The organism is Williamsia sp. z34 (assembly GCF_059553395.1).
Window position 1 is genome coordinate 272,997 of record NZ_JCANWW010000007.1, and the last position, 18,820, is coordinate 291,816.

The 18,820-nt window shown below is 63.9% G+C and carries 17 protein-coding genes, 1 pseudogene and 1 riboswitch; of the genes and pseudogenes, 7 read left to right on the plus strand and 11 right to left on the minus strand.

Annotation, left to right across the window (positions count from 1 at the left end):
- Nucleotides 1–5: 5 nt before the first annotated feature.
- From AC51GT_RS18990 to AC51GT_RS19030, 9 genes and pseudogenes are all read right to left on the minus strand, one after another.
- A complete protein-coding gene (locus AC51GT_RS18990) occupies nt 6–1,124 on the minus strand; it encodes a PDR/VanB family oxidoreductase (protein WP_496329791.1) in 1,119 nt (372 codons plus the stop codon).
- A complete protein-coding gene (locus tag AC51GT_RS18995) occupies nt 1,121–2,038 on the minus strand; it encodes a metal-dependent hydrolase (protein ID WP_496329792.1) in 918 nt (305 codons plus the stop codon). The genes AC51GT_RS18990 and AC51GT_RS18995 overlap by 4 nt, the downstream gene beginning before the upstream one ends.
- Nucleotides 2,035–2,991, minus strand: a complete 957-nt coding sequence (locus tag AC51GT_RS19000) for an alpha/beta fold hydrolase (RefSeq protein ID WP_496329793.1) — start codon at nt 2,989–2,991, stop codon at nt 2,035–2,037. The genes AC51GT_RS18995 and AC51GT_RS19000 overlap by 4 nt, the downstream gene beginning before the upstream one ends.
- Nucleotides 2,988–3,188: a hypothetical protein gene (locus tag AC51GT_RS19005; protein ID WP_496329816.1), complete on the minus strand. Its 201-nt coding sequence runs from the start codon at nt 3,186–3,188 to the stop codon at nt 2,988–2,990. Before AC51GT_RS19005 ends, AC51GT_RS19000 begins: the two co-directional genes overlap by 4 nt.
- Nucleotides 3,131–3,352 (minus strand): annotated as a pseudogene (locus AC51GT_RS19010) (NAD(P)-binding protein); the annotation flags it as partial. The gene AC51GT_RS19005 and the pseudogene AC51GT_RS19010, both read right to left, overlap by 58 nt.
- A 145-nt stretch (nt 3,353–3,497) precedes the next feature.
- Nucleotides 3,498–4,514, minus strand: a complete 1,017-nt coding sequence (locus tag AC51GT_RS19015) for an AraC family transcriptional regulator (protein ID WP_496329794.1) — start codon at nt 4,512–4,514, stop codon at nt 3,498–3,500.
- Between the two features lie 136 nt (nt 4,515–4,650).
- Complete coding sequence (locus tag AC51GT_RS19020) at nt 4,651–6,306, minus strand: catalase (protein ID WP_496329795.1); 1,656 nt, start codon at nt 6,304–6,306, stop codon at nt 4,651–4,653.
- 20 nt (nt 6,307–6,326) lie between these two features.
- Complete coding sequence (locus tag AC51GT_RS19025) at nt 6,327–7,283, minus strand: esterase/lipase family protein (protein ID WP_496329796.1); 957 nt, start codon at nt 7,281–7,283, stop codon at nt 6,327–6,329.
- A 176-nt stretch (nt 7,284–7,459) separates the two neighbouring features.
- Nucleotides 7,460–8,524 carry an NAD-dependent epimerase/dehydratase family protein gene (locus AC51GT_RS19030; RefSeq protein ID WP_496329797.1) on the minus strand — a complete coding sequence of 355 codons (1,065 nt, stop codon included), beginning with the start codon at nt 8,522–8,524 and terminating at the stop codon, nt 7,460–7,462.
- Nucleotides 8,525–8,700: 176 nt separating this feature from the next.
- Here AC51GT_RS19030 and AC51GT_RS19035 point away from each other — a divergent pair, with 176 nt between their 5' ends.
- The 3 genes from AC51GT_RS19035 (at nt 8,701) to AC51GT_RS19045 (ending at nt 11,103) form a co-directional block, all read left to right on the plus strand.
- Nucleotides 8,701–9,189 carry a hypothetical protein gene (locus AC51GT_RS19035; RefSeq protein WP_496329798.1) on the plus strand — a complete coding sequence of 163 codons (489 nt, stop codon included), beginning with the start codon at nt 8,701–8,703 and terminating at the stop codon, nt 9,187–9,189.
- A 13-nt stretch (nt 9,190–9,202) separates the two neighbouring features.
- Entirely contained in the window at nt 9,203–10,372 is a 1,170-nt protein-coding gene (locus AC51GT_RS19040; RefSeq protein ID WP_496326630.1) for a zinc-dependent alcohol dehydrogenase, read from the plus strand.
- 167 nt (nt 10,373–10,539) lie between these two features.
- The gene (locus AC51GT_RS19045) at nt 10,540–11,103 is read left to right on the plus strand and encodes a dihydrofolate reductase family protein (RefSeq protein WP_496326631.1); all 564 of its coding nucleotides are present in this window, start codon (nt 10,540–10,542) and stop codon (nt 11,101–11,103) included.
- Nucleotides 11,104–11,123: 20 nt separating this feature from the next.
- Here AC51GT_RS19045 and AC51GT_RS19050 read toward each other — a convergent pair whose 3' ends face one another.
- Both AC51GT_RS19050 and AC51GT_RS19055 read right to left on the minus strand, forming a co-directional pair.
- Nucleotides 11,124–11,435 carry a hypothetical protein gene (locus tag AC51GT_RS19050; RefSeq protein WP_496326632.1) on the minus strand — a complete coding sequence of 104 codons (312 nt, stop codon included), beginning with the start codon at nt 11,433–11,435 and terminating at the stop codon, nt 11,124–11,126.
- Nucleotides 11,436–11,551: 116 nt separating this feature from the next.
- Nucleotides 11,552–14,302 carry a cation-translocating P-type ATPase gene (locus AC51GT_RS19055; protein ID WP_496329799.1) on the minus strand — a complete coding sequence of 917 codons (2,751 nt, stop codon included), beginning with the start codon at nt 14,300–14,302 and terminating at the stop codon, nt 11,552–11,554.
- Between the two features lie 473 nt (nt 14,303–14,775).
- Between AC51GT_RS19055 and AC51GT_RS19060 the strand changes: the two genes are divergently transcribed.
- The 4 genes from AC51GT_RS19060 (at nt 14,776) to AC51GT_RS19075 (ending at nt 18,753) form a co-directional block, all read left to right on the plus strand.
- Nucleotides 14,776–15,648: a universal stress protein gene (locus tag AC51GT_RS19060; protein ID WP_496329800.1), complete on the plus strand. Its 873-nt coding sequence runs from the start codon at nt 14,776–14,778 to the stop codon at nt 15,646–15,648.
- Between the two features lie 60 nt (nt 15,649–15,708).
- Nucleotides 15,709–15,858, plus strand: a riboswitch (adenosylcobalamin (AdoCbl) riboswitch).
- An 8-nt stretch (nt 15,859–15,866) separates the two neighbouring features.
- Nucleotides 15,867–16,913, plus strand: coding sequence for an ABC transporter substrate-binding protein (locus AC51GT_RS19065; RefSeq protein WP_496329801.1), 1,047 nt, complete (start codon nt 15,867–15,869; stop codon nt 16,911–16,913).
- A 62-nt stretch (nt 16,914–16,975) separates the two neighbouring features.
- Nucleotides 16,976–17,971 (plus strand): FecCD family ABC transporter permease, encoded by a 996-nt coding sequence (locus AC51GT_RS19070; protein WP_496329814.1) that lies wholly within the window; start codon nt 16,976–16,978, stop codon nt 17,969–17,971.
- The gene (locus AC51GT_RS19075) at nt 17,968–18,753 is read left to right on the plus strand and encodes an ABC transporter ATP-binding protein (RefSeq protein WP_496326636.1); all 786 of its coding nucleotides are present in this window, start codon (nt 17,968–17,970) and stop codon (nt 18,751–18,753) included. The genes AC51GT_RS19070 and AC51GT_RS19075 overlap by 4 nt, the downstream gene beginning before the upstream one ends.
- Nucleotides 18,754–18,820: the final 67 nt, after the last annotated feature.

The window sequence follows — 18,820 nt, forward strand, 5'->3', positions numbered from 1 at the left end:
TTCTCCTATGCATCGATGGAAATCGAGCCCTGAGCGCGAGATACGCACAGGATCATGTGGTCGTCGCGTTCGCCGTCGGTCAGAACGTGGTCGCGGTGCTCGACGTGGCCGTCCAGCAATCGGACCTTGCATGTTCCGCAGAAGCCTTGTTGGCAGGAGTAGGGCTGCCCTGGCTTGGTCCGCCGAATCGCCGTCAGAGCGGATTCGTCGGATTTGACCTGCACCTCTGCACCGGTGTTCGCGAGCCGGATGGTGAACGCCTCGCCGCCGAGAACTGGTGGTGGGCTGAATCGTTCGTAGTGCAGGGTGTCGATCTGCGGGTCCGGGATCTGTGCGCGGATCGCGTCGATCATCGGTGTCGGACCGCATGTGTAGAGCGCGGCGCCGGCTGGTGCGAGGCCGATGATCTTGGCTGCGTCGGGTATGCCGCACTCGTCGTCCGGCCAGATATGGACGTCATGGTCTCCCACGATCTGAGCGATCTCGTCGAGGAAGGGCATCGATGCGCGATCGCGGCCGGTGTAGATGAGGACGTACGGATCGCCGCGGCGAGCCACATCGCGCAGCATCGGCAGGATGGGTGTGACCCCGATGCCGCCGGCGACGAATACGTACCCGCGCGGGGAACTGATGAAGGGGAATGCGTTGCGCGGTCCCTTCAACGTCAGTTCCTGGCCGACCTGAAGGGTGTGGACCTCTGCCGAACCTCCGCCGCCACCGCGGGTTTCCTCGATGCGGCGGACCGCGATGCGATATGTGCGTCGATCGTCGGGGTCGCTGTTGAGGCTGTACTGGCGGACGCGGCCGCTGGGCAGCACGATGTCGACGTGGGCGCCGGGGTCCCAGGCCGGCAACGGCTGACCGTCGGTGCGGGTGAACCACAATGCCCGAACATCATCGGCCTCGTCGCTGACCCGCGTGACCCGAACACATAGGTCGCGGTCGACGGCGTCCACTGGCGGTCGGCCACGGGCCGAACGTGCTGCGGCGCGGGTCCACCATCTTCCGGCGACCGTCTCGAAGAACCGGAAGACGAATGCGTCCGGGATATCGGTCCCCGGTCTGTAGCGAACGGTGCGACTACTCGCGCGACCCCGATCCACCCGGTGTGCAGTGCTTCTCATGATGTCTGAGAGGTGGCAAGAGCATCCGCCCGCATGGCTGCCGGCGACTTCGCCAGGTAGGCGACGGCTTGCGATGTCGAGCCCTCATGGGACGGATGGTAGGTCGGCAGGAAATACTTCCACGAGGCCTTCGCGAAGGTGCCCAGTCCGGGTACGACGTGACGGGCCTCGGCCCAGATGAGCTTGACGATTCTGGCGCGGGGGCGCTTTACATCGGCTTTGATGGTGGGGTCGTTGGCCATCATGAACTTCACGCCGCGCCACCACAGAGAGAACAGCAGCATGCCTCCTACCGCGTAGGTGCGGATTCGGCGCCAGTATCTGCCGTCGATGTGCTGGTAGACGTCATACGCAACATTGCGATGTTCGACTTCCTCGGCTCCATGCCACCGGAGCAGGTCCAGCATCGTCGCGTTCGCGTCGAGTGCATCGAGCTTGGGGGAGTTGAGGCTCCAATTGCCCAGCACCGCAGTCAGATGCTCCACCCCGGCCACCATCGCGGCACGCTCGATCAGCCATTCTTCTCTGGCCGGCCCCGCGAGGTCACGGTCACCGAGCACCTTGCGGAACATGGCCTCGATCTCCGCGACGTAAGGCCTGACATCGAGGCCGTTGGCGGTGTAGTAGTCCTGCACCCCCTGATGGGAGGCTGCGTGGACACCTTCTTGACCGATGAACCCGACGACGTCTTCATGCAGCTGGTCGTCCTGAATCATCGGCAGAACTTCACTGAACACCTTCACGAACCACCGCTCACCCTCGGGGAGCAAGAGGTTGAGGACATTGATGTAATGCGAGGAGAAGGGCTCACCCGGAATCCACTCGAACGGCAAACCCGTCCAGTCGAATTGCACGTTGCGGGCGTGAAGTGCGACCTTGCCGGGGTCGCTCTGGCGCTGAGGTGTCATGGTCATCTCGGATCTCCGTTCTTCTGCTGCACTGCGGTGCTGATGAATTCGGTGACGAGGCTGATGATCAGCGTGGGATTCTGCTCCACCACCCAGTGATTGCCGGGGACCTCGCGCGTACGCAGGTCGTCGACGAAGGGTTTCGGTGCCTCGAGTCCGAGTGGGACAGTGACGTGCGCGTCGTCCGTCGGAGCAAGGACCTGTACCGGGCACACCGCGCGGGCGGGTCGCGGCGAGAGAAGGCAACGAAAGTTCTCGCGGTACAACTGGATTCCGTTGATGGCATCGCGCCGCGATCGACGTCCGGCCGGAGTTCGCCGATCGACGGGCACACCGATGCTCTCGGATCGGGAGACCAATTTCTCGACGACACCGAGCCGCACCAACGTCTCTGGGAGGAATGGCAATTGAAATGCGAAGATGTACCAGGAATCGGCGAGTTGACGAACCAACTCGCGTGGATGGCGGTACCCGCGGCGCAACCAGGCGCCGGCCATGTCGAGGCTCGGTCCCGAAATGGACGTGAACGAGGCGACCTTGTCGGCAAACTCTGGATCGGTTGCAGCGGCCCAGCTCTGGATCGATCCCCAATCGTGGGCGATCAGATGGACAGGTGCGTCCGGGCTGGTCAGGGAGATGATGGCAGCCAGGTCGTCGCGCAACTGGGACATCGCGTACCCGGTTCGTTTAATTGGCTGACCTGAGGCGCCCGTGCCACGCACGTCATACGTGACCACGTGGAAGTCGTTGGAAAGGAGGGCGATTGCCGGATCCCAGACCGTGTGGTCGTCGGGAAATCCATGGACGAGTAGGACGCTGGGCCGCGTGCTGTCGCCGTACTCGTAGACCGCGAGTTTGACGCCGTCGGTGGCGTCGGCGAATCGCGTCGGATCCCCTGGCCGGGCGGCATTGTTGGCGGTGAGTATCGGGTTCCCATGCGTGGTCGGTGTATTCGTCACTGGACGGTCTCCTTGACTTGTCGGGTGGTGTCGTCCGAGATGTCGGCAGGTGAGGTGGCCGACATGAAGCGAAGTTCGGGGTCGGCGATCGGGTCCTTGCCGAGGACGATCCGGTCGCGGTTGAAGTCCTGCGGAGCCTGCCATGGGCCTGAAGGTCCGAGTCGGAGCGAATCCCTGGGTAGCGGAACAGATCCCACGTGCCGCCAATCGATTCGCGCGCATCGACGACAGCGAAGGTTCGGCCGGGCTGTGAACGCTTGAGCTGGTATCCCATCGCGATCCCCGCCAGGCCGGCGCCGACAACGAGGACATCGACGTGATCGAATGCGCCGCCTGAACCAGGCGCCGAGGCTGAAGGCATGTCAACTCCCGTAGTTGAGCGTTTGTGTGACGTTGCCTACAAGCGTCGCAAGCGGGGGCCGCAAAAAACTTGCCCTCAGGCGACATAGAGTTGTCATTTGGCGACAGTGGTGTGTGGGGGGTGGAGGCGCCGGCGTAGATCGCCGCTAGAAGATCGGATCCTCCGGTCGGCTCCCGCGGCGCTGTTGCAGCAGCGCGCGCGGCGATTCGCCATACCAGCGGCGGCAGGCACGGGTGAAGCTGCTCTGCTCGGCATAACCCAGGGCCGAGGCGATCTGTGAGGCCTGCAAGCCGGTGGCGGCGAGCTCCCAGGCTGTCGCCCGGCGAACATCGTCGAGAATTTTCTCGAAGGTGGTGCCTTCGGCCGAAAGTTCCCGTTGCAGCGTGCGCTCGTGCAGCGACACCGCTCGGGCTGCCTGGCTCAGACCCGCCTCGCCAACCAGGAGCAAGCGCCGCGTGACGTCGCGGACGTGCTCGGCCAGCGCCACGCCGGAATGGACCCGGGACAGGTACTCCTGCGCAAGTGTGAGTGCGGCTTCGTCGCGATCCTCGATGGGGCGGGCGAGATGTGCCGGCGACAGCTGGATGGTGTTCTGGCTCTGCCCGAACTCGGTTGGACAAGCGAACACCTCGAAATAGGACTCCAGTGGTGCGAGCCGCTCGTGCTGGAACGTGACCCTTATCGGCCCGATTCTGTCGCCGATCATGACGTTGATGGCGTTCATGGCCAGCGCCTGGTTCTTCTCCACCATCTGGCGCCGGTCGAAGTCGTTGTGGAGGATCGTCGAGTACGAGTAGACCGCCGATCCCGGCGACGTGGTCAGCCGCGCGGTGTCGGCAGGGGCAAGGTTTCCGAGGAAGCGGCAGAAGTTCGTGATCGATTCGCCCACTGTCGCGGCATTGCGCAGGATGACGCTCAGCGGTCCCAGCGATGCGATGCTCTGCATGCCACCGAGGCGCAATCCGAAGTCGGGACAGTCGAATTCGCGAGCTGCGTGCCCAAGTACGGCGGCCGCGTCTTCGTAGCGGACATACCGGTCGAAGTCGCCTGTGGTAAGCGGGTCGATGCCGTGGGCCCGCAGCAGAGCGTGGGCATCACCGCCGAGTTCGGTGATGAGCTCGTCTGCTCGAGAGATCAGCGAGCCCCGCGTCAGGACGGCCATGGATCACAGTGTGCTGGCGTTGTCGTGCAAAGACAAGTTTGGCATCCGGCGCCGGACAGAGATGGTGGAGCGACCTGTAGCGACTTGAATGCCGACCCGTCTGGACGGTTTCCCATCAGGGTGCCCCACCAGTCGATTACGTCAACGAGACGTGTTCGTTGGGTACACAGTGCGTCATCGTCAGGCCTTCGACGTCCCGCGGGCCGTTCTTGCCGAGGTTCGTGCGGCGCTTCTCTTCGTCCTCGGACAACGTCTGAGATGCAAGGGGTTCGAGGTGACGTACATCGTCGGCAGAGATACCCAGACCTTCGCCGACCCGGTTGCCGAGTTCGTCGTCGGCCATGAAGAAGTGCCACACCATGCGTTCCTGGACTGCACGGACGGCTTCGGAGATGTTGGTGACGAGGTTGTTGACCAGGTCGTCCTTCTCCCACTGTTCGAGCAACTGATACCGCTGGCCGGCCTGCTCGTAGTCGTTGGTGCGGTTGATCCGCTTTCGGGTCAACCGACCTTCGATCACCGGGCCCTGCTCGTCATGGGTCGGGTACTCGGCTTCGCGTAGCCCGCCGGTGATGGAAGGCTCGTAGTTGACGTGCGGGTTTGCTCCGCTGTTGTCGAGACCGTACTGCATCTGGCCGCCCTGTTGATTGGTGGCGACCTTGGCGTTCTTGGGCCTGTTGACCGGCAACTGAAGGTAGTTCGGCCCGACGCGGTAACGCTGGGTGTCGGAGTACGAGAACGTGCGGCCGACGAGCATCTTGTCATCGGAGAAGTCCAGGCCGTCGACGAGGACACCCGTGCCGAACGCAATCTGCTCGTTCTCGTTGAAGTGGTTGCTGATGTTGCGGTCGAGCACCATGCGTCCGACCAGCTTCGGCGGAAATTCGTTCTCGGGCCACAGCTTTGTGTCGTCGAGCGGATCGAAGTTGAGCTCAGGATGCTCGTCATCGCTCATCATCTGCACCAGCAGTTCCCACTCCGGGTAGTCGCCGGCCTCGATGGAGTCGTAGAGATCCTTGGTCGCGTGGCCGAGGTCCTGGGACTGGATGACGGCTGCGTCCGCTTCGGTCAGGCTCTTGACCCCGATCTTCGGCATCCAGTGGTACTTCACCAGGACCGTCTCGCCCTCGGCATTCACCCACTTGTAGGTGTTGACCCCGAAGCCCTGCATCGTGCGGTAGTTGGCCGGAATGCCCCGCGGCGAGAACAAATTGACAAGCATGTGCGTCGCCTCAGGCGTCTGTGACATGAAGTCGAAGATCCGGGCCGGCTCCTGCCGGAAGGTGACCGGATCCGGTTTGAGAGCGTGGATGACGTCGGGGAACTTGACGGCGTCGCGGATGAAGAAGACGCCGAGGTTGTTCCCGACGAGATCCCAGTTGCCGTCCTCGGTGTAGAACTTCACCGCGAAACCACGTGGGTCGCGGGCGGTTTCCGAGGAGTCGCGGCCACCGATGACACTGGAGAGGCGAATGGCCAGATCGGTGCGTTTGCCCGGTTCGTTGAACAGCTTGGCCCGGGTGTACCGCTCGATCGGTTCATCGCCCCACTTACCGGTCGCCTCGAAATATCCATACGCCACCGCGCCGCGGGCATGCACCACGCGCTCCGGGATGCGCTCGCGGTCGAAGTGACTGACCTTCTCCAAAAAGTGGTAGTTCTCGAGTGTGGCCGGTCCGCGCTCGCCGACGGTTCGCTGGTTCTGGTTGTCGTAGATGGGATGGCCCTGGCGATCGGTGAGGATGTCGCGGTCGTCGGCGGCTCCGGATCCTTGGGAAGCTACATCGGTCATCATGGTCTCCTTGGTGTTGGTCAGTTTCCGAGCAGTGGCGGGGAGAAGCTGCAGGGGGCAATGGGATACGAGGGGTCAAGTGCGTTGAGGACGTAGCTCTGTGCGAGGTCGTCGTAGGCCAGCGAGAAGTGGTCTGCGTAGTTCTGCGGGCACGTGTCCTGGAGGGTGATGTTCGTGGCGCCCGGCCCGTTCAGGAATGACGACGTATAAGGCGTGACGACCTCGTCGTAGCGGGTGGTGATCACCGTGTAGGTGACACCGTCGACCGTGTCGCCTCCCTCGTTGAGTTCGGCGAGGAACTCCGAGCCGAGTGTCTGCTGGCGGGATGCCTGGCTCAGTGAGGCCAATGCTTCCGTCAACGGTTGACCGTGCGGGATGAGTCCTCCGGTCCACAGCGTGCCGTGGTTGGTGGGGGACAGTCCGATGAGTTTGTCGACCGATCGGGCGCCGTCGAGGTATTTGAGGTAGTAGCGGGGCATCGATCCGCCCTGGGAGTGCCCGACGATGTCGACTTTCGCGGCCCCCGTGGAGGCTTTGACGCGATCGACGAACGCGGCGAGCTGGTGTGCCGATTGCTCGATCGGGGCGGTTCCCCCGGCGACCGCCGAACCGGGGATGCCCAAGGTGAGAGGCGTTGCCTTGTCGGGTTGTTGGCCGTAGTTGAGGGCAAAGACGCAGTATCCGTTGTTCTTGAGCAGTGGTGCCAACGCCGCCCAGTAGATGGTCATGTTCTCCAAGGTGCCGTGGGTGAGGATGACCGGATTCGGATGCTGGGCGCTCGGTGTGCAGTTCCAATCGTTGGATCCGGGCGGGTCCGTATCCGGAGCGGCAATCGCGTTCGCCAGTCCGCTGAGCGCTGTGTCGGGGACCGGTAGCGGTAAGGGGGTATCGGCATGCGCAGGACTTGCAGCGCCCAGTGCGAAGGCTGCTGCGACTGCAATTGCCAGAACATACCGAGTGCGTAGTTGCTTGATCACGGCGATTCCTTGACGTGTGAATCCGACGAGTGCAGTCGACCGGCAGGTAACTGCAATCTGCGCCGGAGGGGACGGTGGCTCCGTATGGATTCCGATTCGGTTAGTTGCTCAAAGTATGGATACCGGTTCGCTTCGTTGCTCAAACCCGCTTCCATACCGGGTTCGGGGCGTGACTTTCACCGATCGCGCCGTCCGACACCCTGAGCGATTTCGCTGAGGCGGCGACGGGCGCTGTCGGGGGCCAATGGTTCGGTGTCCAGCCCGGCACCTGTGCGCATACCGGTCAACACCTCCTCCAGTGCGTCCCGCGCGGTGAATCGTGGTTTCCAGTCGAGTTCGCGGCGAGCCCGGCCGGTGTCCATCAGTGGTATGCGCAAGACGGTGTCGAACAGGCCGGGCGAGGCGGGCACAAGATGGGCATGCCATCCGGCCCAGATGCCGGCACGAAGCACACCGGCAGGGACGGGAACCACCCGGGCGCCGAGCATGTCGCCCAGAAAACGTCCATCGACGACCTCGTCGGTGCATACGTTGAATGCACCACTGACCGGTCGGATGACGGCTTCGGCGAAGGCCTCTGCGACATCAAAGCTATGGAGTACTTGAAACGCCAGTCCGGGTGTCTGAGGCACGACGGGTATCAACGAGCCTCGGAGCAACCGGCGGGGCACGAAGGGTCCGAGGAACAGGCGTCGTTGCGACGTCGAGGACTCGCGTTTGAAGATGAAGCCCGGTCGCATCCGGACGAGGCGCAGCTGCGGGGTCCGGTGCTCGAAATCGTCGAGCCATCGCTCGAGGTAGGCCTTTTCCCGGGGATAGGCGGCTCCGGGCCAACCATGGGTGGGCCAACTCTCGTCGACCGTGGTGTCTTTCGGACCCGGTGAATACGCGCCGACCGACGATGAATAGACCACTGCAGAGACATTCTCCTGCGCGGCCGCTTCGAACACCCGCATCGCCCCGCCGACATTGTTCTGCCAGGTCACCGCCGGATTGTGGGTTGGTTGAAAAATCCAAGACAGGTGGACGACAACGTCGGCGCCCCGGACTATTCCTCGCATGTCGTCGACGGCGGTGTCTGCGACGATGAACTCGGTTTTCGGGTGGTCCAGGGTGGTTCGTCGGCGCGCCACCCCGCGAATGACCCCGACCTCGGGGCGCCTGCTCAGTGCTGCGATGACGCTGGTTCCGACATTGCCCGTCGCGCCCGTGACGACCACAGTCAACCCGTCTTTGTTCATGGCGACCGGGTACCCACGTGTGTCTGTCTTGACACCGGCACTCGAGGGCGCTTCAGCCGTAACGGCTTGGAGAGTTCCGGAACAACTGTTGAGAATGTCGTTTGTCAGCCGGCGCAGTCGGGTAGTCGTCGACCATGGACGCAAGCGGACCAGCCAGGAGAATCGCGCAACAGGCGGTGGCAACCGCAAGCCGGGTCGCCGCGAAAGCAGGTGTCGGCCAGGATCCTGACAGCCTGTCGACGCCGGTCAGCCTCACCATTGCCGCTCCCGAGGCGCTGGTGAGGGCGGTGTGGCAGGACCCCGACAAGCTCTCCCGAATTGTCGGTGATGTGGCATCGGTCAAGGCGTCGGACGATGTGGTCATCTGGACCTTCGACGTCGCCGGGGAGTCGACAGAGGTGAACACCACCGTCACCGAAACAGAACACGAGATCGTGTTCGAGCGAACCGACGATCCCGATGCGTCGCCGCTGGCACAGATCCGCACGGTTGCCGCACCCGGCGATCTCGGCACTGTCGTCTCGTTGCAGTTGACGCTACCGGTACCGGGGTTCGTTTCTCGCACAGCGGCTTTCAAGGTCCTATATCGCGCGCGGGCGCTGGTTCAGACCGGCGAAATCCCCACTTTGACGCCGCTTCCATCCGCCCGTCCCGGCGCCTCCTGAAAGGACCTGCAAAATGAAGGCACTATGTTGGATGGGCGTCAACGAGTTGAGCGTCGAAACCGTTGCCGATCCCACCATCGTCAATCCCCATGATGCGATCATCGAGGTGGGTTTGAGCACGACCTGCGGGTCGGATCTCCACTTTCTGTCCGGTTACCTTCCCGGGATGCGCGAAGGCGACGTCATCGGCCACGAGTTCATGGGCCGTGTCGTCGAGACCGGTCCCGAGGTGTCGCGGACGCAGGTGGGCACCCGGGTGGTGGTTCCTTCCTTTATCGGCTGTGGCGCGTGTCGGTACTGCGAAGACGACCTGTACTCACTCTGCGACACCACGAATCCGAACGCCGAACTGCAGCGACCGCTCCTGGGTTACCCGACGGGCGGAATCTACGGCTACACACACCCTTTCGGTGGATATCAGGGGTCACACGCGCAGTACATCCGGGTGCCCTTCGCAGATACCAATTGCTTCGCGATACCCGACGGCGTCACCGACGAGCAGTCGTTGTTCGTCTCCGACGCTCTGCCCACCGGGTATATGGGAGCCGACTTCTGTGACCTGTCCGGCGGCGAAACCGTGGCGGTGTGGGGTGCCGGCGGCGTCGGCCTGATGGCGGCCGCCAGTGCGCGCCTGCTCGGTGCCGAGCGGGTGATCGTGATCGACCAGATCCCGGAAAGGCTGCAACTGGCCGAACAGGTGGTCGGTGCTGAAACCGTGGACTTCTCGTCGACGGACAGCGTGGTCGACGCGGTGCGTGAGATGACGGGGGGAAGAGGCCCGGACGCCGTCATCGAGGCGGTGGGTATGGAAGGTGTTACCGACGGAGTCAAACACCTGTACGACAAGGCCAAACAAGCCCTTCGCCTGGAAACCGATCGTGCGGCGGCGCTGCGGGAGGCGATCGTGGCGTGCGGCAAAGGCGGGACGGTCGCGATGCTCGGGGTGTACGGCGTCACCGACAAATTCCCCACCGGTGCACTCATGAACAAAGGCTTGACCTTGCGCACGGCGCAGCAGCCCGGACAACGCTATGCACCGGCTCTGTTGTCACTGCTCGAGTCCGGCCGCCTGGACACCAGCCACCTGATCACCCACGAAATGCCGCTGATCGACGCGGCCCACGGATACGAGCTGTTCAAGAACAAATCTGACGGGTGTGTGAGGGCTGTCTTCCGTCCTTGAGTCGGCGCCACAGCAACTCGCAGTCGAAGACCCCCTTCCGAGGTTGCCGAAAGGGGGTCTTTGCGTTGCCGGAGGGTGCACCCGATCGATGAGTTCCTGGTGGTGTGGAGTCAAAGCCTGTAGGACAGGCACAGACCGGCGCGGTCGGTGGTACGCGAAGGAGAGTCATGGGCAAGCTCATCTACTCGATGATCACCTCGCTCGACGGTTACGTCGAGGCGGCGGAGGGCGACCTGGGCACCGGCGCCGCCGAGGACGAAGAGGTGCATACCTTCATCAACGATCTGTTCCGTCCGGTCGGGACGTATCTCTATGGCCGGCGGATGTACGAGACGATGGTCTACTGGGAGACTGCGCACACCGAGCCCGACATTCCTCCGCACGCCTTGCAGTACGCCCGCGACTGGCAGGCGGTGGAGAAAGTCGTGTATTCCACGACGCTGGAGTCGGTGTCGAGTGAGAAGACCAGGATCGAGCGGACTTTCGACCCGGACGCGGTGCGCAAGCTCAAGGCCGAGACCGACCGCGACCTCACGGTCGACGGCCCGAACCTTGCGGCCCAGGCGATTATGGCCGGCCTGGTGGATGAGTACCACCTATTCATCACCTCGAGTGTGGTCGGTGGTGGCAAACGGTTCTTCCCCGACGGAGTGCGCCTTGATCTGGATTTGGTCACCGAACGTGCTTTCGGCAACAGCGGTCTGATCTACGCGCACTATCGAACCCGCTGAGCTGTCCACTCGGTGGGGCCTCAGTCGAGGTCCAGGCCACCGAAATAGTGCGCGAGGAAGAAGGCCGTTGCAACGCCGCCGACGGCCACGGCAATCTGATCGCGTGCCTTTCCCCGGCGCCGGAGCAGCAGCGCGCTGCCCATCGCGAAGTTGATCGCGCCCCATCCGACATTCGTGGTGGGGGAGGACAGTCCGACTCCCGGTGGTTTTGCGAACGGCGTGGGAAACTTTTCGCCGGATATTCCTTTGACCGTGTGCGGGACGGTGTTGACGAGCAGGGCGCCCGCGATGAATCCGGTGATCGTCCCGGTGGCGGTGTCAGCGATCGTCACGTGATGTCTCCCTTGATGAGGTGGTGAGTCGAGGCTACTGAAGAAACGGCGTGGCTGTTCTCCACGCGCAGAACCGAATCGGCCGGTCACTCGTCGAGGTCGCGACGGGGACGTGGTCAATGTGTTCGACTGCGTGATGCCAACCCGGCTCCCGGGGCACTGTTGCGACGACGTAGCCATCGGTAGATTTCGTCGGTGCCCCAGACGATGATCGGCATGGGAATCAGCCATACGACGAGATCCCATGGCGGGCTGACGGTTCCGAATATGCGCTGCAGTACAGGCACGGTGACAACGAGGACGACGAAGACGATCTCGAAGGCGAAGCCCCACAACAGCAACGGATTCGTCCCGATCCCAATCCGACGTAGTGAAGTCCGTTGAGTTCGGGAGGCCATGGCCGTCCCGATCTGACACGCCACGATCGCCAGGAAACTCATGGTGGTCGCAAGTTGCCAGGTCTCGTGCAGGGGCCCCGAGGAGACGGAATCCCCGAACTGCCAACCACCATCGAGCAGAGTGTGCACAAACAATCCCATTACCATCAGTGCCGACACGCCACCGAGGATTCCCCAGGAACGCAGGAGAATCTCTCGGCCGACGACGTTCTCGTTGCGCTTTCGTGGCGGACGATCCATCACGCCGGGCTCGGCGCGCTCACGACCGAGTGCGAGTGCGGGAAGGGTTTCGGTGCCCAGATCGATCGCGAGTATCTGCATTACTGTCAATGGCAGAGGTATCTGACCGCCCGAAAGTGCGTACAGCAAGAACGGGATCACTTCGGGTGTGGCATGGGCGAAGATGTAGACGATGAACTTGCGGACGTTGTCGTACACCCGCCGCCCGGCCTCCACCGCGGTCACGATGGTGGCGAAGTCATCGTCGGTCAGAACCATGGTGGCTGCTTCGCGGGCCACGTCGGTGCCTGATTTGCCCATGGCGACGCCGATATCGGAGCGGCGAAGTGCCGGCGCGTCGTTGACGCCGTCTCCGGTCATCGCCACGACGTTGCCCTGACTGCGCAGTGCATCGGTGATCCGAAGTTTTGCCTCGGGGGAGCTGCGTGCGAATACGATCTCTCCGGGTGCGGCCAACAGTTCATCGAGCTCGGTCTCGGGCATGGCTTCGAGTTCGGCACCGGAGACCACCCGCAGTCCGGTGCCCGCGCCGATGCCGACCTTTTCGGCGATGCCGCGGGCGGTGAGCCCGTGATCACCGGTGACCACCAGGATTCGAATTCCCGCTGAATGACACTTCGCCACAGCCTCATTCACTTGCGGTCGCGGAGGATCGAGCAATGCGACGACCGCAAGGAGGGTGAGGTTGCTTTCGGCTTGGTCTCGATCGAGAGTCGCCGCAGCGGTGTCGTCGATCTGGCGGTCGGCGATTGCCAAGAGTCGGAGCCCTTCCGCTGCCCACTGCTTGAGCATCTCCGAAATTGGTTGCCGCTCAGCATCCGTCAGTTCTCGGTCGGTGCCGTCGTTCTCCACGATTCGGGTGCAGCGCTCCAGGATTTCCTCAGGGGCACCCTTGACGTTCACTCTTGTCCCACGTGTCGAGCGGGTCACGGTGGACATTCGGCGCAGCGCGGATTCGAAATGGAATTGCTCTATTTGTTCGGCGTGCTCTGGCGGCGAACCATCGAGCAGCTGGGTGCCCGCGCGCAGGATGGCCACTTCGGTCGGATCCCCGCGTTCGACAAGGGCCCCCGAGTCGTCGGTGGTGATCGTCGCGGTGCAACAGTCGACCATCACCTGAGCGGCCCGCCGGACGGCCGCATCGGCATCACCGGTGGGCAACGTGAGCTCGCCTTGCGGAGTCCACAGCCTGGTTGCCTGCATCTTGTTCTGTGTCAGGGTGCCGGTTTTGTCCGTGCAGATCACGGTGGTCGAGCCGAGGGTTTCCACTGCCGAGATCCGCTTGACGAGAGCTCCGCTGCGGGCGAGTATCCGGACGCCGAGCGCCAGCGCCAGCGTGATGGTCGGCAGCAAGCCTTCCGGGACGTTCGCGACGAGCAGGCCGATGGCGAAATTGACCGAGTCTTGCAGGGACAGGCCGGCCAACAACGTTCCCATCGGGATGAACGCCGCGCCCATCACCACCGCGACCGCCGCGATCAGCCAGGCGACACGTTTCACCTGGGTTTCGAGTGGGCTCTCCTCATGGGTGACGCGCTGAGAAAGTGCCGCGATGCGGCCGAGTTCGGTCCCCATCGCGGTTGCGAAGACAACGGCCCGCGCCTCTCCGCCGACCACATTGGTGCCGCTGAAGACGATGTCGGTCGCTTCGAGGAGTGGACCCGATTGCGGCTCGGATCGCGTCTCGACGTGGACAGAGTCGGACTCACCGGTCAGCGTCGAGAGATCAACCTGGACTGCGCCTTCGATGAGCCGCGCGTCGGCAGGGACTTTGTCGCCTTCGGAGAGTGCGATCACGTCACCCGGCACCAGAGCAGCGACGGCGACGGTGTGTTCCGGCCCCTGCCGGATCACGCGTGCGTTCTCGGGAATGATCGCCGACAGCGCCTCGACGGCCTGCTCGGCGTGACGTTCCTGTATGAATGCGAACCCGGCGTTGATGATGATCACCACCACGATCGCGATCGCCAGTGGTTGTGAGTCGCTGATCCAGGCCAAAACCGCAGCCACCCAGAGCAGCAATGCCAGTGGGTGGGTCAGTTGCCGGATCACCTGCCGCGACCAGTGGGTACGTCGCCTTCTCACCAGTCGGTTGGGACCGTAGACGATTGCCCGCCGGGCCACTTCCCGCTCGGATAAGCCGGTGATATCGGTCTCGAGGTCGCGAAGGAGTCCGGTGATCGCCTCCTGCGGGTCGATGTGATCGGCCGGGCGCTCACGATCAGCCAAGGATCCCACCCCGTAGATGAACCGGAGACGGTCCGATGTTGTTCATCGTCAAGACCTTTCGGCGACGACCGGGCAACGCTTCAATGGCGGAGTGGTTACGCAACCACCGGACACATGTCGGATCGGCACGAGCGCATCTGGACACGTACGGGCGGGTATTCCCTTGCCACGGCGAGAGATCGCGGGCCGGGTTCGCGTCGCGGCTCCACAACATGATTGCACTCTTATGGACCGGATGTTGTCGATATCAAACCTGACTGCGCACCAGCCTCGGGGTCGGCGGATTCGGAGAACCGGGCGCACCCGGTCCGTGGACCCGTCCGGGTGAGTGACGTCGGGACCGCTTCCTCGGGTCAGAAGGTGCCGGGCACGTTTCGATGTGTGGTTTGCGGTTCGCCTGCAACCGGCGAGCAGATCGGCAATCGTGGAGTCACCGCACGAGTTGGACGATCTCAGCTGCAAAGGAGCAGGCAATGGTTACGTTGAACGCGCCGATCGTGGTGGCCGTCGATGGTTCCGAGCACGCGCAGAACGCTCTGCGCTGGGCCGTTGCCGCCGCAGCACGGGAGGGTCGGATGTTGCGGGTGGTGACGGCAGTGGGAACCATCGCGGCCGGTTACGCCCCCGGGGTCGTGATGACCCAAGACGTCATCGACGCCGTCCGCGACGACGCCCACCGGATCGTGGACGCCGCGGTCGGCACGGTCAAGGCGATCAACGCCGATGTCGAGGTCAGCGGACAGTTGTTCGACGGCAAACCGGCGCTGGTGTTGCGCGAGATCTCCGGCCGGGCGCACATGCTGGTCGTCGGCAGCCGCGGCATTGGTGGGGTCGCCGGTCTGCTTCTCGGGTCGGTCAGCACCGATGTTTCCGCCCACGCCGACTGCCCGGTCGTCGTGGTCCCCGGTCAACCTCCCGCAGCGGGTCCGGTGGTGGTCGGCGTCGACGGCTCGCCGACGTCGCAGGCGGCGGTGAAGCAGGCATTCATCCAAGCCGACGAACTGGACACCTCGGTGATCGCGGTGCACACCTATCCGGGATTCTCCAGCGATGTGTTCCCCGGCCACACCGACGCCGTTCAACGGCTCCACGACGAGGCCGTCGAGGGACTCGCAGTGTTGCTGGCCGGCCATCGCGAGGACTACCCCGACGTCCCTGTCGAAACCCGCATCGCGGTCCAGGCGCCGGCGCCCTACATCATCGACACGGCCCGCGACGCCCAACTCGTCGTGGTCGGAAGCCGGGGCCGCGGCGGATTCCGCGGGCTGCTCCTCGGCTCGGTCAGCCAGGCCGTTCTTCACACCGCGCCCTGCCCGGTCATGGTCGTACACGCTTCCCCTGAATAGCCCGGCCGGGGGAGTAGGCCGCATGACCACGGACGGGTGAGCGCCGTATATGGTTGCCGAGGCCGCCCATGCGGCCACGATCGGCGAGGGAACCCGGTGTGAATCCGGGACTGACGCGCAACGGTGACGGCCTTGACGGGCCGAAGTCCGGTTACTCATCGATCGGTCAGAAGTTCCTCGGCTCCGCGACTGGGCCCTGATGTAGGAGTTACCGTTTCATGCGCAAGTCTTGGCGGCACATTGCTGCCACCACCTTCACCATCACCTCGATCCTGCTGCTCTCGGCATGTTCGTCCACGGCGGATGAGCAAGTGTCGGAGACGATTTCGGGCGGGTTCGACTTCCCGTTGACCATCGAGAACTGCGGTCATACCGTCACCATCGATGCGCCGCCGCAGCGCGCGGTGTCGCTGAACCAGGGCTCCAGCGAGATCCTTCTCTCGCTCGGACTCGCGGATCGAATGGTCGGCACGGCCACCTGGACCGATCCCGTCCGTGAGAACCTCGCCGCCGACAACGCCCACGTGCCGCGTCTGGCGGACAACAATCCGTCCTTCGAAGTGGTCCTCGACACCGAACCCGACTTCGTCTCAGCATCTTTCGGCGGCACACTCGGACCCGGTGGTGTCGCCGACCGCGACCAGTTCGAACAGCTCGGCGTGCCCACCTACCTCTCGCCCACGGACTGCGACGGTAAGACCGCCGCCAGCGTCAACGCGGACGGCGCCCGCACCGATCCGTTGCGGATCGACACCGTCTACAAGGAAATCCGAGACCTCGCAGCCATCTTCGACGTCCGCGAGCGCGGTGAGGCGTTTGTCGTCGAACTTCAGCAACGGTTCGAAAACGCCACGGGATCGGTGGACGCCGCCGGTGTGTCGCTGGCCTATTGGTTCGCCGACACCAAAACCCCGTACATGGCCGGTTGCTGCGGTTCGTCGGGCATCATCACCAATTCCATTGGCGCCGAGAACATCTTCGCCGACACCACCAACGAATGGCCGCAGGTCAGCTGGGAGAGCATCCTCGATCGCGATCCCACCGCCCTCGTGCTCGCCGACCTCAGCCGGCGTAGTGTCGATGGCGACGCCCTCGACAGCAAGATCGCGTTCCTCGAATCGAACCCGGTTACCCAGCGGCTCAGCGCCGTCCGCGACAAGCGATACATCGTGGTCAACGGAGCCGACCTGAATCCGTCGATCCGCACCATCGACGGCGTGGAGAAGACCGCGGCCGCACTCGAGCAGTGGGGACTGGCGCGCTGACCGCGGCCGGCACCCACCGCGGGGTCCGACCGGCACCGACAGATTCGGCCCCCGTTCTCGGGATTCTGCTGCTGGTCGGCCTGGCGGTGCTGGCGGTGTCCATTGCCATCGTCATCACCATCGGTCCGGCCGGCCTGTCGGTGGGCGACGTCTATCGGGTGGTTCTGGACCATCTCGGGTTCGGTGACTCCGGGGTGAGCAGGATCAAGGACGGCATCGTGTGGGAGCTGCGGCTGCCGCGCACCCTACTCGCGGCCATCTGCGGTGCCGGTCTGGCGCTGTGCGGAACGATCATGCAGTCGCTGCTGCGCAATCCGCTCGCTGACCCGTTTGTCCTGGGTATCTCGTCCGGGGCGTCCACGGGCGCGGTGGTGATCGTCGTCCTCGGACTCGGCGCCGGCGCGGTGTCGCTGTCGGTGGGTGCGTTTCTCGGGGCAGTCCTGTCATTCGCTCTGGTGATGTTGCTGGCCGCCGGCGCGGGCGGTGGAATGTCGCGGGTGGTACTGGCGGGAGTCGCCTGCACACAGCTGTTCTCGGCGCTGACGTCGTTCATCGTGATCTCCTCGGCGGACGCCGAACAGACCCGCGGTGTGCTGTTCTGGCTACTCGGTTCGCTGTCGGGGGCCGACTGGGCGAGCGTCCTGCTCTGCGGCACGGTCACGGTGGTGGGCCTACTGGTGTGCCTGACGCAGTCGGCCGCGCTCGACGCCTTCACCTTCGGCAATACTGCTGCTGCGTCCCTTGGCATCTCGGTCCGTTGGATCCGGATTCTGTTGCTCGGCATCACGGCACTCGTCACCGCGACCCTGGTGAGCGCCGCCGGGGCGATCGGGTTCGTCGGCCTCGTCCTGCCGCACGCCGCCCGCTTCCTCGTCGGACCCCGACACGACCGTCTGCTTCCTACTGCTGCGGTGGCCGGCGCGATCTTCATGGTGTGGGTCGATGCCCTGGCCCGTACGGTCTTTGCACCGCAGGAGGTTCCGGTCGGAGTGGTCACGGCCCTGATCGGTGTCCCGGCGTTCGCGCTGATCCTCTTCCGGATGAGGTCGAGCCAATGACCCTGTGCGCCAGAGATATCGGATGGAGCCGCGGCGGTCGGATCGTTCTCGACGGGGTGTCCGTCGAGACCGTCAAGGGTGAGACCATCGGACTACTCGGTCCGAACGGCTCCGGAAAGTCGTCGCTGCTGCGGGTGCTGAGCGGCATCGCGCAACCGGATGCGGGTCGTGTTCTGCTCGACGACCTCGAGATCAGAAGTATGCGACGACGTCAGGTCGCCCGCCGGGTGGCAATGGTCGATCAGCATTCCGACACCGAGGTCGACATAACTGTTCTCGACATAGTCCGGCTCGGCCGCATTCCGCACCGGGGAGTTTTCGGTGGCGACGAGTCCACGGACGATGCGGCCGTCGAGCTGGCGCTCGAGCGTACCGGTATGACGTCGAAGTCGAACCGGCTGTGGCACAGCCTTTCCGGCGGTGAACGTCAGCGCGCGCAGATCGCGCGGGCTCTTGCGCAGGAACCGGATGAGTTGTTGTTGGACGAGCCGACCAATCATCTCGACATCCGGCATCAGCTCGACATCCTGGCGTTGGTGGCCGAACTGCCCGTCACCAGCTACATCGCACTGCACGACCTCAATCTGGCGGCGATGTTCTGTGATCGGGTGATGGTCCTTGCCCAGGGCCGGGTGGTTGCTGTGGGCACCCCCACCGAGGTGATCACCGCGGAGTTGGTGGAGCAGGTGTATCAGGTCCGGGCGGACGTGACCATCGACCCGACCAGCGGATATCCCACGGTCACGTATCGACCACAGTCGGCCGGCGTCGTTGCGGGTTGACCCTCCTCTGGCTGAGGCGGATTGGGTTGAACATGGGTGCAATGCACCCATGTTCAATCTTCGGATT